Genomic DNA, 25,173 nt, shown 5'->3' with positions numbered 1-25,173 from the left:
GCGGTGAGCTTTTAGACTCGAGATATGAGTGAAAACAACGCCGACTTGGAAGCTCAACTCGCACAGGCTCGCGCTCAGGCGGCCGAAGCTGAAGCACGCGCCGCCCGAGCAGAAGCTGAGGCCGCCGCAGCCCGCCTCGCCGCACTGGAAGCACAGGGCGGATCAGTGCAGGCGCCCGCAGACCCAGCCCAAAACCCCGCCGAGAACGCACAGGACGACAACCCGCCTTCTGACAAGCCCCACGACGTGCAACCGCACGCTGACGAATCTGAGCAGGAGCAAGAATCCGCCGACAAGGACTCAGCAGCAGACAAGGACTCAGCAGCAGACAAGGACTCAGCAGCCGACGCGCCCCAGCAGGCACCAGAAGGCACGACGGACAACGCGCCCGATAAGCCTCAAGAAGACACGACGCCTCCTGCCTCTTCACCTTTGGCTGACACTATCAGCGCCGCCTACGCATTCGCGGACACCACATCGGCTCCAACCATCACGGTCGGTACGCTGCTAGACGGCGACACTCACCTACCCCAGGCGACCGCCACAATACCGCTGTCCATCCTCAACCGTCACCTACTCGTAGCCGGCGCCACCGGCTCTGGCAAGACTCGCACCCTCCAGCTCCTGGCAGAAGGACTGTCAACAGCGGGAACCCCGGTCGCCCTCGTCGATGTCAAAGGCGATCTGACCGGCCTTGCCGAAAAGGGTACTGCCAACGACAAGCTTGCTGCGCGCACGACCGCCAACGGGCAGGACTGGCAACCGGCTTCCTTCCCCACACAGTTGCTCACACCGGCAGGCTCCAACGCCCCTGTTCCCGGCGCGATGGTGCGCACACGCGTCAGCGATTTCGGGCCGCTGCTTCTGGCCCGCGCGCTCCAGCTCAACACCACGCAGGAGCAGGCACTTCAACTGATTTTCTCGTGGGCCGACACGAACGGTCTGGAACTTGTTGACCTCGGTGACCTGCAATCAGTCATCACGTTCCTCACTTCCCCTGAAGGCAAAGAGGAGCTCAGCGGGATCGGCGGCGTGTCCAAAGCGACCGCCGGTGTCATCTTGCGCACGCTGACCGCCCTTGCTTCCCAGGGGGGTGACCAGTTCTTCGGGGAACCCGCATTCGACACGGCTGACCTGATGAAGGCCGACAGTGACGGGCGCGGGATTATCTCCCTGCTGGAAGTAGGCGACATGTCCCGCCAGCCGGCCCTGATCTCCGCGCTGATCATGTGGCTGCTCGCTGACTTGTTCTCCAGCCTCGACGAGGTCGGTGACCTGGACAAGCCACGCCTGACATTCGTCTTTGACGAAGCACACCTGCTGTTCACCGATGCGACCAAGGAGTTCGTGCGTCAGGTGGTCCACACCGTGCGCCTGATCCGTTCCAAGGGCGTCAGCATCGTCTTCGTCACCCAGTCTCCCACGGACATCCCCTCTGACGTGCTCGCACAGCTCGGTTCGCGCATCCAGCATGCGCTGCGTGCCATCACACCGGACGATCAGCGCCGCCTCAAGGATGCCGTCAAGACTTTCCCCACCACTGATCTGGACTTGGCGGAGATCCTGACCACGCTCGGCACAGGTGAAGCGGTGGTGACGGTACTCGACCCGAAAGGCCGCCCCACACCGCCCGCACCGTTCAGCATCTGGGCTCCCGCATCGGTCATGGGAGAGGCGTCCGACGCGACGATCTCTACGTTGTTGTCGGCCTCAGATCTGGTCGCCCGCTACGCCACACCTGTTGACCCGCGCTCTGCCACCGAAGAGCTGGCTGAGCGCACCCAGAAAGCGATTGACCAGCGGGCCGCAGAAGAAAAGCAGGCCGAGCTGGAAAAGGAACAGGAGAAGGCTCGCAAGAAGGCCGAACGAGAGGCGGAAAAGGAGCGAGCCCGCTGGGAGAAGGAAGCCCAACGTGAGCAGCAACGCGCTCAGAAAGCCCGCGAGCGCCGCCAACGATCCATGGAATCGGCACTGGCCAACGTGATCAAGTCCGCCGGCACTCAGATTGGGCGCGAAATCACCCGCAGTATTTTCGGCACGCGCCGCAAGTAACGTCACGCCAGTCATGCCGCCCACTTTGAGTCGCCCTCGTCCGCTGGCAATAATTGACGAGGGCGACGCGCGCACGCGAAGAAGGAGAAGATCATGCGTATAGGTTTCGTTGGATCAGGATCAATGGCAGGAGCAATTGCTCGCGGAGCGGCTCACAGTGAGGCCATCGACTCCCTGATGTTTTCAGATACCGGCTCCGGCAGGGCAGCCGCACTGGCCGATGAGCTGGGCGGACAGTCTGCGACCAATGAGCGTATCGCCGCCGAATGCGACATCGTCGTCCTGGCCGTCAAACCCTACGCGATTCGTGAAGTGTGCATCGCGCTGGCTCCAACAATCGCCGAACGCGGCGGGGTATGCGTGGCGTCCCTGGCTGCCGGCACGCCGATCGATACGCTCAGTGCAGCGCTGGGTGATGTTCCGATTGTGCGCGTCATGCCGAATGTGAATGCGCAGATCGGCCAGTCCATGAGTGCACTGTGTGCCAACAAGGCTGCCTCGACTACCGCCGCCTCCTTCACCACAAATGGCACCTACCTTGACGCCGTTCGCGCACTGATGAACGCGGTGGGCACCACCCTCGTCATTGACGAAGACAAGTTCGCAGTATTCAGCGCACTGGCAGGATGCTCACCGGCTTGGGTGTTTCAGATCATTGAGGCGCTCGCGCGCGCCGGTGTGAAATACGGCCTGTCGAAGAGTCAGGCGACCACCATTGCAGCCCAGGCGGTTGCCGGGTCTGCCAGTTTGGTCCTTGACCGAGCCGAAGACGGCATCGTGCCTGCTCAGCTGATCGATCAGGTCTGCTCGCCCGGTGGCACCACCATTGCAGGACTGCTCGCAAGTGAAGAAGCAGGCCTGTCGAATGCACTGGTCGCCGCTGTCGATGCGGCAGTCCAGCGCGACGGTGAGTTGAGGTAGACACCACTGGATGCTGGACGTCTTTGGTGGCAAGCGCCTTAACCTCGTAGGCTAAGGGCAGAGTTATACGCGTATCGGATGGAGTCAGACTCATATGACCACACAGCAACCCCTGTCATCGCGACCGCACCTGGGTCAGGTGCCCGACAAAGTGACAGCAGATGGATTAGAGGACAAGTGGGGCGGCCGTTGGGAAGACGCCGGAACGTACTCATTTGATCGCACGGCCACGCGTGAACAGGTCTATTCGATCGACACTCCTCCGCCCACCGTTTCCGGATCCCTGCACGTGGGGCATGTCTTTTCCTACACGCACACTGACGTGGTTGCCCGCTACCAGCGCATGATGGGCAAGGAAGTGTTCTACCCAATGGGGTGGGATGACAACGGCCTGCCAACTGAACGCCGCGTTCAGAATTATTTCGGCGTGCGCGTCGACACGTCACTGCCCTACGACCCCGACTTCCAGCCCCCGCACACCGGTGGCGGAAAATCCATTAAGGCTCGCGACCAGCAGCCGATCAGTCGCCAGAACTTCGTGGAGCTGTGCGAGCGCCTGTCCATCGATGACGAGAAGCAGTTCGAAGCGCTGTGGCGTCGCCTCGGCCTGTCGGTCGACTGGAAGCAGCATTACCAAACCATCGGCGCACATGCCCGCAAGGTTGCCCAGGCAGCGTTCCTGCGTAACCTGGCGCGCGGCGAGGCCTACCAGCAGGAGGCGCCCGGCCTGTGGGACATCACGTTCCAGACTGCCGTGGCCCAGGCTGAGCTCGAATCACGCGAATACCCAGGGTTCTACCACCGCCTCGCATTCCACATCACTGACGAGGGGGCCGCACGCCAAGCCGCTGAGCAGGGTGCACCGGTTGAAAACGGTCGCGATGTCTACATTGAGACCACGCGACCCGAACTGCTGGCAGCCTGTGTTGCCCTGATCGCTCACCCTGACGATGAGCGTTTCAAGCCGTTGTTCGGCACCACGGTTACCTCGCCCGTCTTCGGTGTGGAAGTGCCTGTCCTTGCCCACCCGGAAGCGGAGATGGATAAGGGCGCGGGCATCGCGATGTGTTGTACGTTCGGTGACACGACTGACATTGACTGGTGGCGCGACCTTGATCTGCCGTTGCGAGCTATTTTGCGCAAAGATGGCCGCATCGCAACCGACGTGCCCGAATGGATCACGGATCCCGCCGGCCGCCAGGCGTATGAGGCGATGGCCGGAAAGACCACGTTCTCAGCGCGTCAGGAAGTGGTTGACCGCCTGCGTGAGTCCGGTGAAATGAGTGGTGAACCCACTCCGACGCAGCGTCAGACAAACTTCTTTGAGCGCGGCGAAAAGCCTCTGGAAATCGTCACGTCCCGCCAGTGGTACATCCGCAACGGTGGGCGCCCATGGACGCATGAATCAACGGGTAAGGACTTCAATGAGGAGCTCATTGAGCGCGGGCACGCATTGGACTTCCACCCCGAATTCATGCGGGTGCGCTATGAGAACTGGGTGGGTGGCCTCAACAATGACTGGCTCATCTCCCGTCAGCGCTTCTTCGGCGTGCCGTTCCCGCTGTGGTACAGGATCGACGAGGATGGCACAACGCTGTACGACCAGCTGATCATTCCTGATGAAGCTGACCTGCCGATCGATCCGTCCAGCGACACGCCCCACGGATACACGGAGGATCAGCGTGACCAGCCCGGTGGCTTCGCAGCCGAGCTGGACATTATGGACACGTGGGCGACCTCGTCCCTGTCCCCACAGATTGCAGCCGGCTGGCTGGAAGACGAGGACCTGTTCACCCGCGTTTACCCGATGGACCTTCGCCCGCAGGGGCAGGACATCATCCGCACGTGGCTCTTCTCCACGGTGGTGCGTGCCGCACTCGAATTTGGCGAACTGCCCTGGCAGCACACGGCTTTATCCGGCTGGATCGTCGATAAAGACCACAAGAAGATGTCGAAGTCGAAGGGCAACGTCGTCACGCCGATGGGCCTGCTCGAAAAGTACGGGTCGGATGCGGTTCGCTACTGGGCGGCTTCCGCCCGTCTGGGTGTGGACTCAGCTTTCGACGAGTCGCAGATGAAGATCGGTCGCCGCCTGGCTATCAAAGTTCTCAACGCCTCGAAATTCGCGCTGACGATGGGCGACGATTCCGGTGAGGTGGATCTTGATGCCTCGCATGTGACGCAGCCACTTGACCAGTCTGTTCTGGCACACCTGCGTTCCGTCATCGACACTGCCAGCAGCGCATTTGCAGCCTACGACCATGCGCGTGCCCTCGAGGTCACTGAATCATTCTTCTGGACGTTCTGCGATGACTACGTGGAATTGGTCAAGGAGCGTGCCTACAACCACGACGGCGCCTGGTCGGACGAGGAAGCTCAGTCGGCACGCGCGACGTTGGCCCTGGTCATCAACGCTGCTGTGCGTCTGCTCGCGCCCTTCCTGCCCTACGTCACGGAAGAGGTGTGGTCGTGGTATCAGGAAGGTTCCATTCATCGCGCGTCCTGGCCTACCCTCGATGAGCTGTCCGGCCCCGAGGGTGACCCGACTGTTCTGGATGCTGCGTCGGCAGCGCTGATCGTCATGCGCCGCGTCAAGTCGGAAGCCAAGGTTTCTCCGCGTACGCCGTTCCTGGCTGTGACGGTGCAGGCTCCTGCCGACATGATTCCTGCCCTCGAAATGGTGGAATCCGATCTGCGCTCTGCTACGAAGGTGACGGGTACGCTGACTCTTGAAGAATCCGCGTCAACACCCGACAGCGGCGATGATTCGCATGAGACCCACAGTGTCAAGGTTGCTGACGTGACCCTGGGTGAGCCTCCGGCCAAAAGAAAGAAGTAGTCATGGCGCACAGCTCCAGCGAGCCCGATTCGAATGCCGATGAACAGGTAGTCGTCGAGCCGGCAGGACAGGAGTCTCCCTCGTCAATTGGTGTGGAAGAGGCAACGTCTGCTTTCACGTCGTCTCAGCTCCGCCTGCCGTCAGGAGACTCGATTGACGCGGGCGAGAGCGAGGACGAGAGCGAACCTGTCTCAACCGATGCACTCGAGTGGCGGGCGCCTGTCCTGGTCCGGATCGACGAGCACACCACGATTCCCTACCTGCTGCAGCGCAGGGTGCAACGCTCACCGCGCAAGCCGATTATTGAGCGCAAGCTCTCGATGGGGGACACGTGGCGTCCAATGAGTGCCGCGCACTTCTACGAGGATGTGCAGCGCACATCTGCCGGCCTGATTGCAATGGGGCTCGAATTCGGTGATCGGGTCGCCGTCATGTCGCATACGCGCTACGAGTGGACGCTGTTGGATTTTGCCTGCTGGTGTGCAGGACTGGTGCCCGTTCCGATTTACGAGACGTCGTCGATCGAGCAGATCGCCTTTATCCTCAGAGACACGCAGGCGCGCGTGGCGATCACTGAGACCATCACGATGGCGGAACTGGTGCGTGCCGCGGCCAGCTCGCAATCTCAGGATGTCACCGTGCTGTCGCTGGATTCCGAGGCGATCCAAACCATCCAGGATGGTGGCGCTCAGGTTCGGCGCACAGTGCTGACTGGTCGCATGGCGCAGCTCACCACCGATTCGATTGCCACGATCGTGTACACGTCGGGCACGACGGGACGGCCCAAAGGCACGGTGCTCACGCACGGCAATTTCACTGAGCTGGCGGTGAATTCGCACCGTTGGATGCCGGAGATCGCGGCGGGTGAAGATTCACGCCTCTTATTGTTCTTGCCGTTGGCACACGTGTTTGCGCGTTTCCTGCAGGTCTTCCAGATTTCAGGTGGAGGTGTGCTGGGGCACAGCCCTGACACGAAGAACCTGCTGCCGGATCTCGCTTCGTTCAGGCCGTCCTATCTGCTGGTTGTGCCGCGAGTGCTGGAGAAGATCTATAACTCGGCGGACGCTCAGGCGGGCTCGGGCCCTCAGCGCAAAGTATTCCGTTGGGCTGCACATGTGGCGGTGGAATACTCGCGCGCGTTGGATACTCCTGAAGGTCCCTCGCGTTCGCTGCGTTCCCAGCGCATGGTGGCTGACAAGCTGGTGTATCAAAAGCTCCTGAAGCTTGTGGGCGGCAATGCCAGCTACATCGTGTCCGGCGGCGCTCCCCTGTCCACGCATCTCGCTCACTTCTATCGCGGTATCGGACTGCCTGTGTTGGAAGGCTACGGCCTGACTGAGACGGTTGGGCCGGTGTCGGTCAATACACCGCGTCTGACCAAGATCGGCACGGTCGGACCGCCGCTTCCGCCGCTGTCGATCAAGATCTCTGATCAGGGAGAAGTCCTCATCAAGGGGTGTTCGGTTTTCCAGGGCTACCACAATATGCCCGACGAGACAGCTCAGGCGTTGACTGAGGACGGTTGGTTCCGCACCGGTGATCTGGGGTCGCTGGATCGTGATGGGTATGTGCGCATCACAGGTCGAGCCAAGGAGCTGATCGTGACGGCAGGCGGCAAGAATGTTTCACCTGCCACGCTGGAAGATCCACTTCGTTCTCATCCGCTGATCAGTCAGGTTGTGGTCGTAGGTGACAAGCGTCCGTTCGTCGCTGCTCTCATCACGTTGGATGAGGAGATGTTGCCGGTGTGGTTGAAGAATCACGGCCTGCCAGCGATGTCCGTTGCTGAAGCCTCGACCAATGTGGAGGTACAGGCGTCGTTGGAGCGAGCAGTTGAACGTGCGAACGCACATGTGTCGCGTGCCGAGTCGATTCGAGCGATCCGCGTGCTGACCTCTGACTTCACGGAAGCTAACGGCATGCTGACGCCCTCGCTCAAGGTCAAGCGTGCGGTTGTGACCAAGCGCTTCGAGGCTGTCATCAACGACATCTACGGCGGACCGCTTGAAGAGGACCAGGATAAGTAGCGTTCGTGTGCTTCTTGCCCGCGCTCTCGTGCAGGGCGCGGGCAAGAAGCCAACCGTTTGCGATGTTCGCGCAGTCGCACGTCAACGGGTCAAGGTCCTAGTCAACCGGTCAAGGTCAACGCACTGCCGCGCGTCAACCCGTCAAGGTAAGAGGGCCGCTCACTTCGCACAGCCGACCGTTGAACATCGATTTTTCCGTACTATATCAACGTTCTCATATCGTGAGATGTTGAATCCTACGCCTCATACCTTGACTGGTTGACGATTCAGCCCTTCAATTACCTTGACCCGTTGATCAGCAGATCATCCCAGCCGCTTTCGGCTGCACGCAGCCGCGGAATATCACGGCCACAGCCAGATCACGATGCTCAGCCGTCCCCAATTCATGCAGCTGATGGGTTGGCCAGCCGCCCCATCACCACAGGACGCCCGATGAGGGGCCGGCCGTCTGCATCATGATCGACTGCCACGGCGCGATCGGCCGAACCGCCGCTAAATGGCTTTGAGTGAGAGGTTATCGTTCTTCTTGGCCTTCATCATCATGAACGCCAGTGCACACGCACCTGCCGCGATGCCGATCAGGTCGGTGATCGGCTCAGGCGACATCATGGATAGGCCTGCGCCCAGGAACACTGCTCTCATGAGCAACGGTACCTTTTCCATAAAGAAGCCTTCGACGGCGATCGCCAGCAGGAGCACGCCTGCAACAGCCGTGGCAGTTACCTTCATACCCTCCAGCCAGTTCACGTCCTGGAGCAACAGAACCGGGTTGAACACAAAGATGAACGGAATGACGTATCCGGCCAGGGCGAGTTTCATCGACTGGAAGCCCGTGCGCATCGGGTCAGCCCCCGACAGGCCGGCAGCGGCGAAGGAGGCCAGGGCGACAGGCGGCGTGATGTTGGCGAACAAGCCGAAGTAGAACACGAACATGTGTGCAACCAGCGGAGGCACGCCCAGCTGACCAAGCGCAGGTGCAGCCATCGTTGCGGTGATGATGTAGGTCGGAATCGACGGCAGGCCCATGCCCAGAATGATCGAGGCCACCATCGTCAGCACCAGTGACAGCAAAATTGATCCTGCGCCGAATGCTACGATTGCATTCGCCAGTTTGACACCGAACCCCGTCATCGTCACAACACCGACGATGATGCCAACGGCCGCGCAGGCCACAGCCACGGAGATTGCTGTTTTGGCACCGTTTGCCAGCGCTTCGATGATGTCTTTGACTGACATGCGCGTAGCCGGGCGAAGCTCTGCGACCACTATGGTCACCAGAATCGTCAGCAGCGCAGAGAACAAGATGGTGCGTCCTGAGAAGAACAGCATGTAGATCAGGAAGAGCAGCGGGATGACCAGGTGACCGCGTTCTTTCATGACGTCTCGCACCAGAGGCAACGAGTCACGAGAAATACCCTTCAGGCCTTCCTTCGTTGCCCTCAAATGCACCTGCGCGATGATGCCCAGGTAGTACAGCAAGGCGGGGATCAACGCGGCAATCGCGATTTCACTGTATGGTATGCCCAAGGTCTCAGCCATGATGAACGCTGCAGCGCCCATAATCGGCGGCAGGATCTGGCCGCCAACAGATGACGAGGCTTCCACCGCGCCCGCAAACGTCGACTTATAGCCCACGCGTTTCATCAGCGGAATCGTGAAAGCACCGGTTGTTACCACGTTCGCCACGGCGGCACCGTTGATCGACCCAAGGAAGCCAGAGGCAATGACCGACACCTTCGCGGGGCCACCACGGGATTGACCGGCAATAGCCAGCGCGATGTCATTGAAGAACTCACCCATGCCTGACTTCTGCAGGACCGCTCCGAACAGGATGAACAGGAAGATGTAGGTGGCGGACACAGAAATTGCCGTGCCGTAGATTCCTTCGGTCGTCAAATACAGGAAGTTGAACGTGTCGGAAGGGTAATACCCGCGGTGACGGAAGATTCCGGGGAACAATCGCCCGTACAGCGCGTATATCACGAACGCGATCGCCAGCAGCGGCATGGCCCAGCCGGTGAGCCGGCGCGCCGCTTCAATGACCAAAACAACCAGAATCGTCGCAAAGACAAGGTCTGCAGTCGAGGGTTCACCGAACCGACGCACAATCCCGTCGTAGTTGGTTATCACGTAAACGGCCGTCGACAGCGCAGCCAGGGCCAGGATGATGTCATAAAACGGGACTCGCGAGCGCACGCCCTTTCGGATCGGCGGATACAGCAGGAATGTCAGGAACAAGATGACGCCGACGTGGATCGATCGGTGGATCAGCACCGGCGGCGCACCGAAGTAGGCGGTCCACATGTGATACAGGGACAGGGCGACTGCGACGGCTGTGATGAGAATGGCCATCGGTTTCCACTCGACCTGGCGAACGCGCGATTCCCGGTCAAATTCTTCAAGCACGTCTTCGGCGTGTACATCAATGTCGTGCGTGTCGACACTGACACGTTCGTCGTCACGTTTCGACCGGGTCGGGTGCGTCTGTGAGGGGTGAGCCTATGTGGTGTGTGAGTGAGACATGGTTCTACTCCTGAATTCGTAGTCGCACGAGGGCATGATGTGGCAGATCCGTCGGGGCGATGACATGAGTTCCGACGGTGAGCGTGGTGTGAGTATCGTGGCTATGCGCCCACGTCAGCTCCGGAATCGTCCGGTTGATTCCTTCGGTGTGGATGACACCGTCTTTGACGGTGGTCACTCCTCCAGGGTCGGCCGGCACCCCCGCTCCGTATGATTTGATGTCGATGGCGTCAAGCTGCAGGTGGTCGCCGTGGACGGTGTAGTACTCGACCCACGGTTCCTTCTCGATGGAATGGATCCATTTCATCGTGATCGGTTCGTCGTCAGTGGCGGCGAATCGGAAATATTCCTGACCGGTTTCCTGATCTTCAATGATTATCGAGGGTGCGGCATGGAGCGCGGTTGCGTACGCACCGCACATTGCACCCGTTGCGACGAGGGCGATGCCGACGACGGCTGCCACGATCCGCGGGCTCTTATTCAGACTGTGCAGTGTCTTTGGATGCATCTTTGCTCACCACCCCCTGTTCTGTGTAATAGCGCAGTGCTCCAGGGTGGATGGGGACTGCTGCGCCTTCATCGAAGCTGTCCAGCGTGATTCCCGTTGCAGCCTTGTGAGACGCGTGCAGGGTGTCGAGGTTTTCAAACAGGGCTTTCGTCATTTTGTAGACCTGTTCCTCGTCCAGGTCCGGAGAGACGAGCAGCTGGTTCATAATCGACGCGGTGAGGACGTCCTCTGCCTGTGAGTATGTTCCGCCTGGGATTGCGCTCTGGTCGAAGAAGGGATACTTCTCCTTGAGCCTGGCGAATCCTTCACCCTCGATGGGGACAATGACAACGTCTTCGGTTGTCGCAAGGTCCATGATTGAGGAGTTTGGCAGGCCGGAGGTAACGAACGCTGCGTCAGTCTGGCCGTTCTTGATCTGGTCGATGGCGCCCGAGTATGACAGGAAGTCTTCCTGGATGTCGTCATAGGTCATGCCGTACGCATCCAGAATCATCTGCGCGTTCAGTTCCACACCGGAGTTCTTGTCTCCCACGCCGACGCGTTTGCCGCGCAGGTCCTCCACCGATCGGATCCCGGTCCTGGCGGTTGTCACGATCTGGACGTAGTTGGGGTACAACGCTGTTAGTGCGGTGAGCTCACTGAGCTGGCGGCGTCCTTCGAATGGGCCGGTTCCCTCGACAGCTTGTCGTGTTGCATCGCCCATGACGAAGGCCAGTTCGGCGCGCCCTGAGGTGATGAGCGAGATGTTTTCCACGGATGCGCCCGTTGCCTGTACGGATGCGTCCGATCCTAGTTCGTTGCGGAAAATCTGAGCCATAGAGGCGCCGATCTGGTAGTACGGTCCAGACGTGCCGCCGGCGGCGATAGTGATGAATTCGACGGATCCGCGTTCGTGCGAAGGACCTGGTGCTATGCAGGCAGTCAGTACCAACGCCGCGGCGGCCATTATGGCTCCAAATCGTTTTCTCATGACGTCCCCTTCCGGGCTTGCTGATGTGTCCGATGAGGTGGCTGTGTGACGGTTGGATTCGCCTGCGCCATGCTGACATACTGGCTCGGTGAATCCTCATGTAGCCAGTTACTTCCCTGTCCTTCAGCTCACATATTTCTTTCGGACAATACCCCTGTTATTATCTTCACGTCAAGAGAAATTTTAGAATTTCATTGCCGTATCTCGAATCGCAGAATTCGAAATACGCAAAAATGCGGCAGATATCGCTGAGGATATCTGCCGCCTTGCGCGTTCCTGGTGCCGCGGATTAGGACATGGACACGGAGGCGCTCGCTGCTACTATCGCAACAATGATGAACCATATGATCATGAGAACAACGAACACGATCAGTGATGCCAGGAAGCCGTTACGCGACATGCGCGAATCGTTCGGACGCTGATCCTTCCAGACCAACCACAAAACCAAGCCGACAATCGGGACGAAGAATCCCAGGACCGCCCATCCGATGCTGCCGGTGTCCACAGGATTTGCTCCCTGCTGATACTGGCTCGCCTGCTGGTACTGCCCCGGCTGGCCGTATGGCGATGGCTGTCCAGCCTGGTACTGCTGAGACTGGGATCCGTACGCATCGGAGCCGGACGAATTGTACTGATTCTCCTGCCCATAATTAGGGTTATCCTGCCCATAATTAGGGGGAGTATTGGTGTTTTGGCTCATTGCCATTGCCCTCATATCCTCGAAAGTGTATGACGTGATTACAGTTCTGACGAACTATCTCTATGATACGGTCACTGGCCCCACTTTGTGAACGATGTCATTTACGTGTTACGCCCCGTTCACTCCTCGTTTCCAAAATTGCGCTTGATGTGTTCATGATGTCGGATAACCTCGCGCACCATAAAGGCCAGGAACTTCTCCGCAAAGTCCGGATCCAGCCCGCTTTCTTCCGCCAAACGCCGCAATCGCGCCACTTGCCGCGCCTCACGCGCCCGATCTTCAGGCGGCATATCGTGCTCCGCCTTGATGAACCCTACGCGCTTCGTGCAGCGAAACCGCTCCGCCAGGATGTGGATGAGCGCAGCATCAATATTGTCGATCGTTTCGCGTGCCTGGCTGAGTTCTACAGGAATAGCGGGCTGCGTGCCGGCACTGGCGGCACTCGGGTCAGATGTTTGGTTCATATCAGCACTCCCCTCGTTGTCTTACGTGCTGCGTCGTCTTCGACGCGTGCATGTCTTCCTGCCGGGCACACCCGCTCCGGCAAAGGCGGCTACGCGCTTTGAGTCTTCGCCTCACCAGGGGCATACAGTTCCGCGTCCCCCTCGCCGGTGACGACATCGCGGGTAATGACGACGGTGCCGACATCGTCGCGACTGGGTAGTTCAAACATCAGGTCGGACAGCGTCTTTTCCATAATGGTGGACAGGCCGCGCGCGCCCGTACCTCGCCTGTTGGCTTCAGAGGCGATCTCCATCAGCGCGTCCTCGGTAAATTCCAGCGTCATGTCGTCCAGCTCAAACAGGTGCTGGTACTGGGCGACGAGGCATGCCTGCGGCTCGGTGAGGACGCGAACCAGGTCCTGCTCGGTGAGCAGTTTCGTTGAGGTGAGGATCGGGAGCCTGCCGATAAATTCCGGAATCATGCCGAACTTGTGCAGATCTTCGGGCGTGACTGATTCGTAAATGTCACCCATTTCGGAAGAGGATTTCAGTGACGAGGCAAAACCTGTGGAGCGCTGTCCAAGGCGCGCCCGCACGATCTCCTCGATACCGGCAAATGCGCCGGCCGCGATGAACAGAATGCCGGATGTGTCGATTTCGAGGAACTGCTGGTGCGGATGCTTGCGACCGCCTTGAGGCGGGACGGATGCGACGGTCCCTTCAATAATCTTGAGCAGTGCCTGTTGGACGCCCTCGCCCGATACGTCTCGCGTGATCGACGCGTTTTCGCCCTTGCGGCCAATCTTGTCGATCTCGTCAATGTAGATGATGCCGCGTTCAGCCTTCTTGATGTCGCCGTCGGCTTCCTGGATAAGTTTGAGCAGGATGTTTTCAACGTCCTCGCCCACATACCCTGCCTCCGTCAGCGCAGTGGCATCCACAATCACGAACGGAACGTGCAGCATGCGGGCAAGCGATCGGGCCAGGTGGGTTTTCCCGGTTCCGGTTGGACCCAGCATGAGAATATTGGACTTGGTGCCCTGCATATCCTCATCGTTTCCGGCTTCCCTGGAGCGCACGCGCTTGTAGTGGTTGTAGACTGCGACGGATAGTGCGCGCTTGGCGCGGTCCTGACCGATGACCCACGAGTCAAGGAAGTCGAAGATTTCGCGCGGTTTGGGTAGCGGGGTCTGCGTGGGCGCGCTGTCAGTCTGCAGCTCTTCTTCGATGATTTCGTTGCACAGTTCGATGCACTCGTTGCAGATGTACACACCGGAGCCGCCGATCAGCTTGCGCACTTGTTTTTGTGTCTTGCCGCAGAACGAACACTTGAGCAGTTCTGCCCCATCCGTCAACCGTGCCATGACGCGCCTCCCATTCGATCCGCACACCTCCATGCGCGTGTTTCTAGCCTAATGGAGCCATCCGCAGTGGGCGAACCGGCGCGCGTGGGAACGCCCTCGCCAATCATGTGAGGTTTCCCGGTCGGGTGTCACATAATTGACGAGGGCGACTTGTCCACGAACAGCTCAGCGCGCTGAACAAAGTGACTGGCACCACCTGCTGATACATGCGAGCAGCACCGCGCGTATCTGAGCCAGCGATACTACGCGCCGGCGATCAGTTACTGGGCTTTGCGCGGCTCGAGCACCTGGTCGATCAGACCGTACTCGCGGGCCTGCTCAGCGGTGAGGATCTTGTCGCGTTCAATGTCGCGGCGTACCTGCTCCGAACTGACGCCTGAATGCTTCGACAGGGTGTCTTCGAGCCACTTGCGCATGCGGTCAATCTCATCGGCCACGATCTCGATGTCCGAGGCCTGACCGTGCATGCCTTCCATCGCAGGCTGGTGAATCAGGATACGAGCGTTCGGCAGTGCGAGTCGGCGTTCAGGCGCGCCCGCGGCCAGCAACACGGCGGCAGCCGAGGCGGCCTGCCCCAGGCACACGGTCTGGATCTGAGGCTTGACGTACTGCATGGTGTCGTAGATGGCGGTCATCGCAGTGAACGAGCCGCCGGGGCTGTTGATGTACATCGTGATCATTGAATCGGGATCCTGAGACTCCAGCACGAGCAGCTGAGCCATCACATCGTCAGCCGACGAATCGTCAACCTGAACTCCGAGGAACACGATGCGGTCCTCGAACAGTTTGGCGTACGGATCCTGGCGCTTGTACCCGTAGGCGGTGCGCTCCTCGAAGGTGGGCAGCACGTAGCGGGCCTGCGGCATCTGACGGGCCATTGCGTCAAAGTAAGGAGCAGTGCTGGACATATCAGTTCTCTCCGTTCTGCGCGTCGTTGGCACGGTGGCCGATCTCCTGCGGTGTGGAGACGATCTTGTCGGCAAATCCGTAATCGACAGCTTCCTGAGCGCTGAACCAGTGGTCGCGGTCGGAATCCGCAAGGATCTGCTCGACGGACTTACCGGTGCGCTCAGCGGTGATTTCCGCCAGTTCGCGCTTCATCTTGAGAATCAGTTCGGCGTTGATGCGAATGTCGGTGGCCGAACCACCGGCCCCGCCTGAGGGCTGGTGCATGAGGACACGCGTGTGCGGGGTGATGAAACGCTTGCCGGGTGCGCCTGCGGTGAGCAGGAACTGTCCCATGGACGCTGCAAGACCCATGGCCACGGTGACAACATCCGGCTTGACGTACTGCATCGTGTCGTAGATGGCCATGCCGCCGGTGACCGAGCCGCCGGGGCTGTTGATGTACAGGTAGATGTCGCGGTCGGGATCTTCAGCAGCCAGAAGCAGCATCTGCGCGCAGATTGCGTTCGCATTTTCGTCTTCCACTGCACTTCCCAGCCAGATAATGCGTTCCTTGAGCAGACGCTGGTAGACAGCATCTCCGAACGAGCCTTGAGGCTGCGCGCCGTCGGCGCCTCTCACGCGCTGTTCACTCACTTGACGTCCTTCCATCGGGCACTTTTCATCACTGATGTCCAACCTACCGGTTTCGCACTGCGCCGTCGGCCTGGATTGGCACTTTTCGCTGACGGCGCACGCTCGCGCACGCTCATACATGCTCACCTCATGCAGGCGGGGCAGGACCGTTTTCTGGTTCCTGCCCCGCGTGTGAGTGATTGATCAGCTACGCGATCACTTTTCGTCAGCTTCTGCTGCCTCTGTGTCTTCAGTCTCGGCTGCATCGTCGGCCTCAGCTGCATCCTCAGCAGCTTCGTCTGCACCTTCAGCTGCGTCATCGTTAGCTTCTTCATCACCAAAGAACTCAGTCAGGTCGATGGCCTGGCCGTTTGTGTCCTTCACGGTGACCAGACGCAGGGCCTCGATGATGGCCTTGGTGCGGGTCAGTCGTGCAACCACGGTCTGGACTTCCTCGGGCGAGGAGATCAGCTGGTTGATGTCGATGCCGTAGGTCTGCGACATCTGCATCAGGTAGTCGATCAGTTCGCGCTGCGAGACCTGGACTTCCAGTTTCTTGGCCAGCTCGTCGGAGAGGATGTCGCGGCGGAATTCGAGTTCGATCTCTTCGCGAGCTTCCTTCTTCTTCTTGGCGGTGGGCTTGTCACCCAGCTGCTGCTTGACAGCCTCGTCGATGACGGATTCAGGCAGGAGGATTTCCACCTTGTCCAGCAGTGCTTCGACCAGACGGTCGCGTGCGTCCAGCGCCTGCTGAGAACGCTTGGTCTGCTCAGCCTGCTTCTTCATGTCTTCCATGAGTTCGTCAGCAGTGTCGAATTCGGATGCCATCTGGGCGAATTCGTCATCAACCTTCGGCATTTCGCGCATCTTCACGGAGTGAACATGCAGAGCCACTTCAGCTTCTTCGCCGGCGTGGTCTCCGCCCTTGAGCTTGGACGTGAAGGTCACGTCGTCACCCGAGTGCGTGCCGCGCAGAGCCTTGTCCTGGCCATCCAGCATCGTGCCGGAACCGATTTCGTAGGAGACCTCGGACACCGAGTCCACCTCTTCACCGTCGACCGTTGCGGTCAGGTCGATGGTGACGAAGTCGCCGGTCTTAGCCTGGCGCTTGACGGACTTCAGCGTGGCGAATCGGGCGCGCAGGCGGTCCAGCTCGGTCTGCACGTCTTCGTCGGTGGCATCCGCCGGGTCAACCTCAACGGTCATGTCATCGGTAATTTCGGGCACTTCGAAGGCGGGAACGATGTCGACCTCGCCGGTGAAGACGAGCTTGCCGCTGATCGGGCCGCTGGTCGCCGGAATTTCGGTGACTTCGATGCTGGGTTGAGCCATGGGGCGCAGTTCGTTTTCCACGACCGCCTGCGAGTACAGGCGAGGCAGAACCTCGTTGACTGCCTGCTCGATGATGGCGGCACGACCAAATCGCTGATCGATAATGCGCGGCGGAACGTGTCCCTTACGGAAACCGGGGATACTCGCCTGCTTCGAAATTTCCTTGTATGCCTTGTCCATCTGAGGCTTGATTTCTTCATGGTCGGCCTCAACGGTCAAGCGCACCTTGGTGGGCTCGAGGGTCTCAACAGTGCTCTTCACGTGTGTGCACTCCAACGTCTTGTTTCGATTTCAGCCCGTATTTCGGGCACATGACAACCCCTCGATTCTACGACAAGTCCCAGGCGTTGTCTGCAAGGGATCCGTCATATGTGGGATGAATCTACCGAATGTGCGACACGCACCACTGAACGTCCCCATCGCAACGTAATCTGCGTCACAGTAAAGGTATGGCTCCAACGACCTTAACTTTCGTGGGCGCAGCTGGAACCGTGACCGGTTCCAAGCATCTTCTAACCGTTGACTCCCCACGAGGCGAGCGACGGATTCTCATCGATTCAGGCCTGTATCAGGGCGAGAAAAAACTCCGCCGCAAGAACTGGTCTGATTTTCCAGTCCCGGCCGATTCCATTTCGGACATTCTCCTCACTCACGCACACCTGGATCACGTGGGATATTTGCCACGCCTGGTCAAGCAGGGCTTCAGCGGCACCATCTGGGCCACACCGTCCACCATCGACCTGGCACATATCGTTCTGCGAGATTCTGCCTACCTGCAGGAACGCGACGCCGAGCATGCACGCACCTACGGGTATTCCAAGCACCGCCGGCCGTTACCGCTGTATACGGTCAACGACGTTGAGGACACGCTGCCACTGATGCGAGCTGTCGATTTCGACGCTGACATTGACGTGGGCGGGCAGGTCAGTGCGCACTGGACGCGCGCCGGCCACATCCTCGGCTCAGCTTCGATCCGCGTCCACACACCTGGCGGTGACGCGCTGTTTTCCGGTGACCTGGGCCGACCCACGCACCCCGTTCTGCGCTCGCGAGAAATTCCCGAGGGTGCCCCGACGGTTCTGCTCGAATCAACATATGGAGATCGTGAACACTTTGAAGCTGATCCAGGACACGAAAAGCACGAAGTGTTCCGTGACGCCATCTGCCGAACCATCGATCGCGGCGGCTCCGTTCTGGTTCCAGCGTTCGCCGTCGACCGCACTGAAGTAGTGCTGAAAGTACTTTCCGACATGGTCGCTGCCGGCCAGATCCCCTCGGTGCCAATCTACGTGGACTCCCCCATGGCGCTGGCGTCCCTGCGCCTCTACCAGGCTGTCAGTGCGCGCGGCGAACTCAATGATGAAGTGGGAGGCCTGAAGCTGAGCAACCTGAATCTCATTGAGGTGCGAGACCAGGAACAGTCGCAAAAACTCAACGATCCTAAGGAGCCTTCCATCATTGTGTCGGCCTCCGGCATGCTCACCGGCGGCCGCGTCCTGCACCATATCGAGCACATGCTCCCCCAGGCGATTCATACCGTCGTGTTGACCGGCTATCAGGCGGTAGGCACACGTGGGCGCGCGCTCCTGGACGGCGCACGCGAACTGAAAATGCATGGCGCGTGGGTGAGCGTGCAGGCCGAGGTGATTCGCGACGAGGAATTCTCCGTACACGCAGATTGCTCGGAGCTGGTGGACTGGGTACGCGATCTGGTGCCTCAGCCTCGTTCAGTGTGGTGCGTGCATGGCGAAGAAAAGGCTGCGCAGGCGTTAGTCGAATCGCTCGATCAGGAGCTGGGTGTACGCGCCCGGGTGGCCGTCCCGGAGAAGACCATCGAGTTGAAGAAGTGACATAGCGTCCACTCCCCCTCTTCTCAGCCGGCCAGAATCGACCGGAACAGAACACGGTTATTTTCTGCTTTTGTGTCCTTTTCGTAACTTTTCTTGTCGCAATTTCCTGACACACGTCGCGGCGCGCCATACAATAATGTCTGCGACTAAAGTCCTATATGCGCCACAGTGCATACAGGCGGCGGACCGACGATGGTACGCCGCGTCGCACATCTGTCCTGGGATTCTCCGTCGAGGCGACGCGTCCTCTGTGTCACGAAAGGTCACCATGAGTATTCCTACCCTTCACACATCGTCATCGCATGCAGCAGCTGATGACTACGTAGCGCCATCACGTACCGTCCACCTTGTGCGCGTGGCGGGCCTGCTGGGAGGTCCACTTCTGGCCGTACTGGTGTACTTCATCATGCCCGACAATGCTGCCGACATCGCAGCACAGGGCCTTTCTGACGAAAAGCTCAGCACCATGAATCTTGACGGCCTGCCCATCGTGGCCGCGGTCGCGATCCTCATGGGCATCTGGTGGATGACCGAAGCCATCCCGCTCGCCGCCACTGCTCTGATTCCAATGGTCGTCTTCCCTGCCCTACAGGTCGATTCTTTTTCCGGAACAGCCGGACCGTACGCCTCGGACACGATCTACCTGTTCATGGGCGGATTCATCCTGGCGCTCGCCATGCAGCGCTGGAACCTGCACCGACGTATCGCGCTGACCGTGGTCAACATGGTCGGGACGAAACCTCGCCAACTGGTCGCAGGATTCATGATCGCGACTGGTTTCCTGTCAATGTGGGTGTCCAACACCGCGACCGCCGTCATGATGCTACCCATCGGCATGTCAGTGCTGCAGCTCGTCTCCCAGCTCGAAGGTTCCCGCCAGGCAGATTCTGAGGATCGACCCGCCGACGCTGAATCAGTGTCCGGCACAGCTCGCGACGCCACAAAAGGTGGCGTCGTGGCAGCAATCGTTCAAAAAGGCAAAGATGCCTCGGAAACGATCAGTAAGCAGACGCAACTATATCACTCGAAGTTCGCCATTTCCCTCATGCTCAGCATCGCCTATTCCGCTTCGATTGGCTCACTGGGAACCATCATCGGCACTCCGCCCAACTCGCTCCTGGTGGCATACCTGAAGGAAAACCACGATATTTCGATCGGTTTCGGACAGTGGATGCTGGTAGGTGTCCCACTGGCGGTGACGTTCCTGGCGATCGGATGGTTCCTGCTGACATATGTTCTGTTCCCACCGGAAATCTCGGAAATCCCCGGAGGTAAGAAGCTCATTCGCAGTGAACTGAAGAAGCTCGGCCCGATGGGCAGCGGCGAGTTACTCGTCGGCATCCTCTTCGTGGCCGCCGCCATCTTGTGGGTGTTCCTGCCCTTTTTCCTGAAGTTTTTCGGCATTCAGATCAAGGGGATCGACACCATTATCGGCATGGGGATCTCCTTGCTGCTCTTCATCATTCCGGCAGACCCGAAGCGAGGGGTGCGTTTGATGAACTGGGAGTCAATGAAGGACCTACCCTGGGATATCATCCTGCTGTTCGGCGGCGGTCTGGCTCTGTCTGGCCAGTTCTCTCACACGGGCCTGTCAAACTGGGTGGGCCACTCAGTTGAACAGTTGCGCACCCTGCCCATCATCGTGATTTTGTTCACCATCACGGCGCTCGTCCTGGCTCTGACGGAGCTCACCTCCAACACCGCAACTGCTGCCGCGTTCCTGCCGATTATCGGCGGCGTCGCCATCGGCCTTGGGTACGGCGACATGAACATCCTGCTCTTCGTGATCCCGGCTGCACTGGCTGCCACGTGCGCGTTCATGCTTCCGGTCGCCACACCTCCGAACGCCATCGCGTACGGGTCGGGTTACGTGCGCATCGTCGACATGATCAAGGCAGGTTTCTGGTTTAACGTCGTCGGCATCTTCCTGGTGATGGGCACCGTACTGGCTCTGGCGGTCCCGATCTTTGGTCTAGCTTTAACGCCTTCCGTGTAGCACTCCGGTCGCCCTCGGCAATCATGATGAACGAGGGCGACCGCGGCGCCGTGTCGAAACTCCAGCTTGAATCATCGGGCGGATGACCGCGCGCCACTTTAATGACGGTGTGTCATAATCATGGCATGACACCGACCTCCCTGAAAAGTGCGTCCACTGCGCCATCTCAGTCATTAACACTGGCGCACCCCTGGATCGCACTCGTTTTCCTGTCTCTGGCACTGTCACTGATCGTTATGGACGGCACCATCATCAACGTGTCTTTGCCGACAATCATGCGTGACCTCGAGCTCACATTCACGCAGGCTCAATGGCTGACAACGAGCTACGCGCTGATTTTCTCGGCGCTGCTGATCACCGTGGGACGTCTGGCCGATAACTGGGGACGACGCAACATCCTTCTGGCAGGGATCGCCATCTTTGTTATCGCATCAATCATTGCCGGCACGGCGCGCACTTTCACTCCCCTGCTCATCGCACGTTTCCTGCAGGGCACCGGAGCGGCGGCCGTTTCTCCAACAACACTCTCAACTGTCAACGCGACGTTTACAGGCAAGAGGCGCATGATTGCGTTCGCCGTGTGGGGGTCAGTTATTTCAGGGATGGCCGCTGTTGGTCCTCTGCTGGGTGGCTGGATCACGACGAACACCACCTGGCCGTGGATTTTCCTGATCAATGTTCCGATCGGCATCATCGTTGCGCTCGGCTGCATTTTCTTCGTGCCCAACACTTATGGAGAACGCTCCGAACACGGTTTCGACGCGGGCGGGTTTATCACCTCGTCAATCGGTTTCGCCGCTCTGGTCTACGCACTGATTCAGGGGCGTGACCTGGGCTGGTGGAAGCCGATCACTGAGGACTGGGCGTCATGGCCACTCTCGCCTGTGCCGCTGGCGGCTGCTCTGGCCGCCGTCCTGCTCGGCTTTTTCATCTGGTGGGAACGGCGACAGCTGCGAGTGGACGGGCCGCACCTGCTGAATCTGAATCTTTTCAAGCTCCGAAGCTTTTCTGCAGGGAACGTGGCCGCTGCGGCAATTTCAGTGGGAGAATTCGGTCTGCTCTTCGCGTTGCCTTTGTACCTTCAGAACGTCCGCATGCTCACACCACTCCAATCAGGCGGTGTCCTGGCTGCAATGGCTGCAGGCGCCTTTATCGCAGGTGGCTCAGCATCCCCACTGGGGCGTCTCTTTTCTGCAACGTGGGTGGCGCGCGCCGGACTGGCCATAGAATCCATTGCCGTATTCAGCCTGGCGATCAGCCTGACAGCCCACACGCCCATCGCAGTTATCGTCACAGCACTGGTTGCCTACGGTTTTGGTCTGGGGCTGGCGTCAGCGCAACTCACATCCGTCATTCTGGTTGATGTGCCACCCAGCATGTCGGGGCAGGCATCCGCCACCCAGTCCACGACACGTCAGGTCGGTACAGCGTTGGGAATTGCTCTGGTTGCAACGTTCCTGGCTGCGTCAGTGAATTCACAAGTACAGGGAAGCCTCGACGATGTGCCGCTGCCCGAGCAGGCACGTCACGGCATCGAAGCGTCTGTCGCACCTTCAGCTGGCGCTTCCATTCGGGCGCTGACTGACTCGGACGGTTCAGAAGGCGTTCCAGCGGAACTGACCGATCAGGTGATCGACAAACTGTCGGAGGCTTTCAGCGTCGGAACGTCGCGCGCAATGGGAGTGGCCGGCGCAGCCCTCGGACTGGGATGTGCACTGACGTTCTTCCTGCCTGGCGCCCGCAAGCCCTCAGGCGAATAGGGCACGTGGCACGGGGGGTTACCTCGCGTCACACGGCGGCGCTTCTGCAGATACTTGTTCGACACGCCCGCTTAAATCGCTACACTATATCAATTGCATCCCATCTGACAGCGACGATCGCTGTGGCGTAGAACAAGAAATGAACGGAGTATGTATGACCGATCCCCATTCACGGCCACAGAGCCCGATTCGTCGGATCGCACTGATTACAAACCCCGTTGCAGGTTTGGGATCGTCGATGGATGCGGCACGGCGCGCCACTGAGTTTCTGGCCAATCGCGGCATCGATGTGGTCTCCATTGCCAGCTACCTGCCACTGACGACGAGCCTGCGCACTCGCGAATTTGTCGCTGACCCAACCATTGACGCGATTGTGGTGTGCGGCGGAGACGGGCTGATCAACCTTGCATTGCAGGAGGTGGTCGGCACAGGCAAACTCTTCGGTGTCATACCGGCTGGCACCGGTAACGACCTGGCACGCGAATATTCCATTCCTTTCGATCCCAGAGCAGCCGCATCACTCATTGTGGACGGCCACCACGACAGCGTTGATGTGGGCCTCATGAGCCACGCGAACGGGGAAGAACGCTACTTTGCAACAATTATGTGCGCGGGCGTGGATTCAATGATTAACGATCGTGCCAACCAGATCAGATGGCCGAAGGGTAATTCACGCTACCTGCTGGCACTGGGCATCGAGTTCGCACGTCTACGCCCCCTGCGCACAACGATCCGCATCGACGGCAAAGGCACACATCACGTCCCGACAATTCTCAACGCCATTGCCATTACCAAGACGTATGGCGGCGGCATCATGATGTGTCCGCATGCTGACCCCCGCGACGGCCTGCTGTCGATCAGCCTGGTGGAAACGCTCAATCGCCTCGAAGCGATCAGCAAAGTTCCGAAGGTCTTCCTGCACCGCCTGGAGGAGGTACCGGAGGTCCACATGTACCGTGCCCACAGTGTTGACATCGAAGTCAGCGGCCTCGATGCATTTGCTGACGGCGAGCGTCTCATGCCCATGCCTTTGCACATCGAATGCGTGCCGCGCGCCCTCAACTTGATCATGGCGAGGTAGAGCGGCGCACGCAAGTCGCCCTCGCTCATTGTGACGAACGAGGGCGACTGTGGCAGATCAGTGAGTTTGCGTCGAATCGGTAGGGCTGGCTCACTATGCTGCTGCAGACCAACGGCCAGCCACCGAGAGGCACCCTAGCTTTCAGCCCACGGATCGACGACTATACGGATCGGGTTACCTGTCTTATTGCGCATGATGTCCAGGCCTTCTTCCAGATTCTCCAGCGAGATGATCTGAGAGACCGATTCGGACAGATCCAGTCGCCCGGCCTTGACGAGTTCAGCAAGCAGGAAGATGTCCACTACTTCGTAGCCCAGGTGTCCTATGGCCTGACGGCGCTTGACGCCAAAATCGTACAGGCTTCCGCCGTGGAATTCCTGGCGTGACAGCCCGACCAGCACGGCGCGCCCCCTGTAGTCCAGTGACTGCACTGCCTGCTCGAAGGTCACCTGAAGACCGGCAGCGTCGAACGCAACGTCAATCATGCGCCCACCCGTCGCTTTCTTGATCTTGTCCATCAGCTCGGGGTCGTCGGATCGGAACGTGAAGTCAGCGCCCAGACGTTTGGCTCGATCAAACACGCCCTCGTTGATGTCGATACCAATGACAGGGTACGCACCCGCCAGCCGGGACAGCTGGACGATGTGGGTTCCGACTCCACCCAATCCCCACACGGCAACGGCGTTGCCCATCGAGACCTTGCCGGTGTGCTTGACTGCTCCGAACGGGGTTGCCACAGCATCAGCGAGGATCGCGGCCTGTTCCATCGGCACACCATCGGGCACGCGGGTGAGTCCTTCAGCGTTGGCCACTGTGTACTGCGCCCATGCACCGTCATAGTCAAATGCCATAACGCGCAGGTTTTGGCATGAGCCTCGGTTACCTCGGCGGCATTCGCGACACTTCAGGCAGGGCATACCCGACTGCGGGATGACCTTGTCGCCGATCTCCCAGCCCTGCACATTCGATCCCATCTCTGCGATGGTGCCCGAGCACTCGTGGCCCTGCGTGATTTCCGGCATTTTCATGGGAAAATCACTGTCGATCAGCGCCATATCCGAATGGCAGATTCCACAGTAGGCAACTTTGATGAGGACCTGGTTCGGACCGGGTTTGGGAATCGGAATATCCTCGATCGTTACGGTGCGATCTGAATGCAGACGCTGGGCGCGCATCGTGCCTTCCATTGCTTTCTCCTTTTTGCGCGCAGCGCCGTGCCCTAGTGCGCATAATAAGACAGGCGTCTGTGCCTGCAGATGCGTTGACAAGGTTGTCGCCAAAGCTCA

General features: G+C 59.5%; 18 protein-coding genes. 8 read left to right on the top strand and 10 right to left on the bottom strand.

What is annotated here, in order from left to right; all coding sequences use genetic code 11:
• The first annotated feature begins 24 nt into the window (after positions 1-24).
• The 4 genes from BLT69_RS03430 (at position 25) to BLT69_RS03415 (ending at position 7,839) form a co-directional block, all read left to right on the top strand.
• Positions 25-2,052 carry a helicase HerA-like domain-containing protein gene (locus tag BLT69_RS03430; RefSeq protein WP_092648414.1) on the top strand — a complete coding sequence of 676 codons (2,028 nt, stop codon included), beginning with the start codon at positions 25-27 and terminating at the stop codon, positions 2,050-2,052.
• Between the two features lie 93 nt (positions 2,053-2,145).
• The gene (proC, locus tag BLT69_RS03425) at positions 2,146-2,973 is read left to right on the top strand and encodes a pyrroline-5-carboxylate reductase (RefSeq protein ID WP_092648413.1); all 828 of its coding nucleotides are present in this window, start codon (positions 2,146-2,148) and stop codon (positions 2,971-2,973) included.
• Between the two features lie 94 nt (positions 2,974-3,067).
• Entirely contained in the window at positions 3,068-5,812 is a 2,745-nt protein-coding gene (gene valS, locus BLT69_RS03420; protein WP_092648412.1) for a valine--tRNA ligase, read from the top strand.
• A gap of 2 nt (positions 5,813-5,814) precedes the next feature.
• The gene (locus BLT69_RS03415; RefSeq protein ID WP_092648411.1) at positions 5,815-7,839 is read left to right on the top strand and encodes an AMP-dependent synthetase/ligase; all 2,025 of its coding nucleotides are present in this window, start codon (positions 5,815-5,817) and stop codon (positions 7,837-7,839) included.
• Between the two features lie 492 nt (positions 7,840-8,331).
• Here BLT69_RS03415 and BLT69_RS03410 read toward each other — a convergent pair whose 3' ends face one another.
• The 9 genes from BLT69_RS03410 to tig all read right to left on the bottom strand — a co-directional run bounded on the left by BLT69_RS03410 (position 8,332) and on the right by tig (position 17,461).
• Complete coding sequence (locus tag BLT69_RS03410) at positions 8,332-10,245, bottom strand: TRAP transporter permease (protein ID WP_257590397.1); 1,914 nt, start codon at positions 10,243-10,245, stop codon at positions 8,332-8,334.
• 121 nt (positions 10,246-10,366) lie between these two features.
• The gene (locus tag BLT69_RS03405; protein ID WP_082628486.1) at positions 10,367-10,870 is read right to left on the bottom strand and encodes a DUF1850 domain-containing protein; all 504 of its coding nucleotides are present in this window, start codon (positions 10,868-10,870) and stop codon (positions 10,367-10,369) included.
• Positions 10,839-11,840, bottom strand: a complete 1,002-nt coding sequence (locus tag BLT69_RS03400) for a TAXI family TRAP transporter solute-binding subunit (protein WP_092648410.1) — start codon at positions 11,838-11,840, stop codon at positions 10,839-10,841. The genes BLT69_RS03405 and BLT69_RS03400 overlap by 32 nt, the downstream gene beginning before the upstream one ends.
• 289 nt (positions 11,841-12,129) lie before the next feature.
• Positions 12,130-12,546 carry a hypothetical protein gene (locus BLT69_RS03395; protein WP_083314523.1) on the bottom strand — a complete coding sequence of 139 codons (417 nt, stop codon included), beginning with the start codon at positions 12,544-12,546 and terminating at the stop codon, positions 12,130-12,132.
• Positions 12,547-12,659: 113 nt separating this feature from the next.
• Positions 12,660-13,004 carry a chorismate mutase gene (locus tag BLT69_RS03390; protein WP_058236360.1) on the bottom strand — a complete coding sequence of 115 codons (345 nt, stop codon included), beginning with the start codon at positions 13,002-13,004 and terminating at the stop codon, positions 12,660-12,662.
• 89 nt (positions 13,005-13,093) lie between these two features.
• Positions 13,094-14,347 carry an ATP-dependent Clp protease ATP-binding subunit ClpX gene (gene clpX / locus BLT69_RS03385; protein ID WP_058236359.1) on the bottom strand — a complete coding sequence of 418 codons (1,254 nt, stop codon included), beginning with the start codon at positions 14,345-14,347 and terminating at the stop codon, positions 13,094-13,096.
• Between the two features lie 260 nt (positions 14,348-14,607).
• Entirely contained in the window at positions 14,608-15,255 is a 648-nt protein-coding gene (locus tag BLT69_RS03380; protein WP_058236358.1) for an ATP-dependent Clp protease proteolytic subunit, read from the bottom strand.
• A 1-nt stretch (position 15,256) separates the two neighbouring features.
• Positions 15,257-15,889 carry an ATP-dependent Clp protease proteolytic subunit gene (locus BLT69_RS03375; RefSeq protein ID WP_307876270.1) on the bottom strand — a complete coding sequence of 211 codons (633 nt, stop codon included), beginning with the start codon at positions 15,887-15,889 and terminating at the stop codon, positions 15,257-15,259.
• A 195-nt stretch (positions 15,890-16,084) separates the two neighbouring features.
• Positions 16,085-17,461 carry a trigger factor gene (gene tig / locus BLT69_RS03370; protein WP_092648409.1) on the bottom strand — a complete coding sequence of 459 codons (1,377 nt, stop codon included), beginning with the start codon at positions 17,459-17,461 and terminating at the stop codon, positions 16,085-16,087.
• A gap of 188 nt (positions 17,462-17,649) precedes the next feature.
• Between tig and BLT69_RS03365 the strand changes: the two genes are divergently transcribed.
• From BLT69_RS03365 to BLT69_RS03350, 4 genes are all read left to right on the top strand, one after another.
• Positions 17,650-19,050: an MBL fold metallo-hydrolase RNA specificity domain-containing protein gene (locus BLT69_RS03365; protein ID WP_058236356.1), complete on the top strand. Its 1,401-nt coding sequence runs from the start codon at positions 17,650-17,652 to the stop codon at positions 19,048-19,050.
• A 268-nt stretch (positions 19,051-19,318) separates the two neighbouring features.
• Positions 19,319-21,046, top strand: coding sequence for an SLC13 family permease (locus tag BLT69_RS03360; RefSeq protein WP_092648408.1), 1,728 nt, complete (start codon positions 19,319-19,321; stop codon positions 21,044-21,046).
• Positions 21,047-21,171: 125 nt separating this feature from the next.
• Positions 21,172-22,806 carry an MFS transporter gene (locus BLT69_RS03355; protein WP_157886337.1) on the top strand — a complete coding sequence of 545 codons (1,635 nt, stop codon included), beginning with the start codon at positions 21,172-21,174 and terminating at the stop codon, positions 22,804-22,806.
• Between the two features lie 154 nt (positions 22,807-22,960).
• The gene (locus BLT69_RS03350) at positions 22,961-23,887 is read left to right on the top strand and encodes a diacylglycerol kinase family protein (RefSeq protein WP_157886336.1); all 927 of its coding nucleotides are present in this window, start codon (positions 22,961-22,963) and stop codon (positions 23,885-23,887) included.
• Between the two features lie 134 nt (positions 23,888-24,021).
• Here the strand turns inward: BLT69_RS03350 and BLT69_RS03345 are convergent, their stop codons facing one another.
• Positions 24,022-25,074: a zinc-binding dehydrogenase gene (locus tag BLT69_RS03345; protein ID WP_092648405.1), complete on the bottom strand. Its 1,053-nt coding sequence runs from the start codon at positions 25,072-25,074 to the stop codon at positions 24,022-24,024.
• Between the last annotated feature and the right edge of the window lie 99 nt (positions 25,075-25,173).

The organism is Schaalia radingae, from assembly GCF_900106055.1.
In the GTDB taxonomy this organism is placed as follows: domain Bacteria; phylum Actinomycetota; class Actinomycetes; order Actinomycetales; family Actinomycetaceae; genus Pauljensenia; species Pauljensenia radingae_A.
Note: the sequence above shows the minus strand (reverse complement) of the source record. Positions and strands in the feature narration are given on the sequence as shown.

Excerpts from the sequence above, each read along its gene's own strand:
- BLT69_RS03430 (WP_092648414.1), top strand. The coding sequence starts at position 25 with ATGAGTGAAAACAACGCCGACTTGGAAGCTCAACTCGCACAGGCTCGC.
- proC (WP_092648413.1), top strand. The coding sequence starts at position 2,146 with ATGCGTATAGGTTTCGTTGGATCAGGATCAATGGCAGGAGCAATTGCT.
- valS (WP_092648412.1), top strand. The coding sequence starts at position 3,068 with ATGACCACACAGCAACCCCTGTCATCGCGACCGCACCTGGGTCAGGTG.
- BLT69_RS03415 (WP_092648411.1), top strand. The coding sequence starts at position 5,815 with ATGGCGCACAGCTCCAGCGAGCCCGATTCGAATGCCGATGAACAGGTA.
- BLT69_RS03405 (WP_082628486.1), bottom strand. The coding sequence starts at position 10,870 with ATGCATCCAAAGACACTGCACAGTCTGAATAAGAGCCCGCGGATCGTG.
- BLT69_RS03400 (WP_092648410.1), bottom strand. The coding sequence starts at position 11,840 with ATGAGAAAACGATTTGGAGCCATAATGGCCGCCGCGGCGTTGGTACTG.
- BLT69_RS03395 (WP_083314523.1), bottom strand. The coding sequence starts at position 12,546 with ATGGCAATGAGCCAAAACACCAATACTCCCCCTAATTATGGGCAGGAT.
- BLT69_RS03390 (WP_058236360.1), bottom strand. The coding sequence starts at position 13,004 with ATGAACCAAACATCTGACCCGAGTGCCGCCAGTGCCGGCACGCAGCCC.
- clpX (WP_058236359.1), bottom strand. The coding sequence starts at position 14,347 with ATGGCACGGTTGACGGATGGGGCAGAACTGCTCAAGTGTTCGTTCTGC.
- BLT69_RS03380 (WP_058236358.1), bottom strand. The coding sequence starts at position 15,255 with ATGTCCAGCACTGCTCCTTACTTTGACGCAATGGCCCGTCAGATGCCG.
- BLT69_RS03365 (WP_058236356.1), top strand. The coding sequence starts at position 17,650 with ATGGCTCCAACGACCTTAACTTTCGTGGGCGCAGCTGGAACCGTGACC.
- BLT69_RS03360 (WP_092648408.1), top strand. The coding sequence starts at position 19,319 with ATGAGTATTCCTACCCTTCACACATCGTCATCGCATGCAGCAGCTGAT.
- BLT69_RS03355 (WP_157886337.1), top strand. The coding sequence starts at position 21,172 with ATGACACCGACCTCCCTGAAAAGTGCGTCCACTGCGCCATCTCAGTCA.
- BLT69_RS03350 (WP_157886336.1), top strand. The coding sequence starts at position 22,961 with ATGACCGATCCCCATTCACGGCCACAGAGCCCGATTCGTCGGATCGCA.
- BLT69_RS03345 (WP_092648405.1), bottom strand. The coding sequence starts at position 25,074 with ATGGAAGGCACGATGCGCGCCCAGCGTCTGCATTCAGATCGCACCGTA.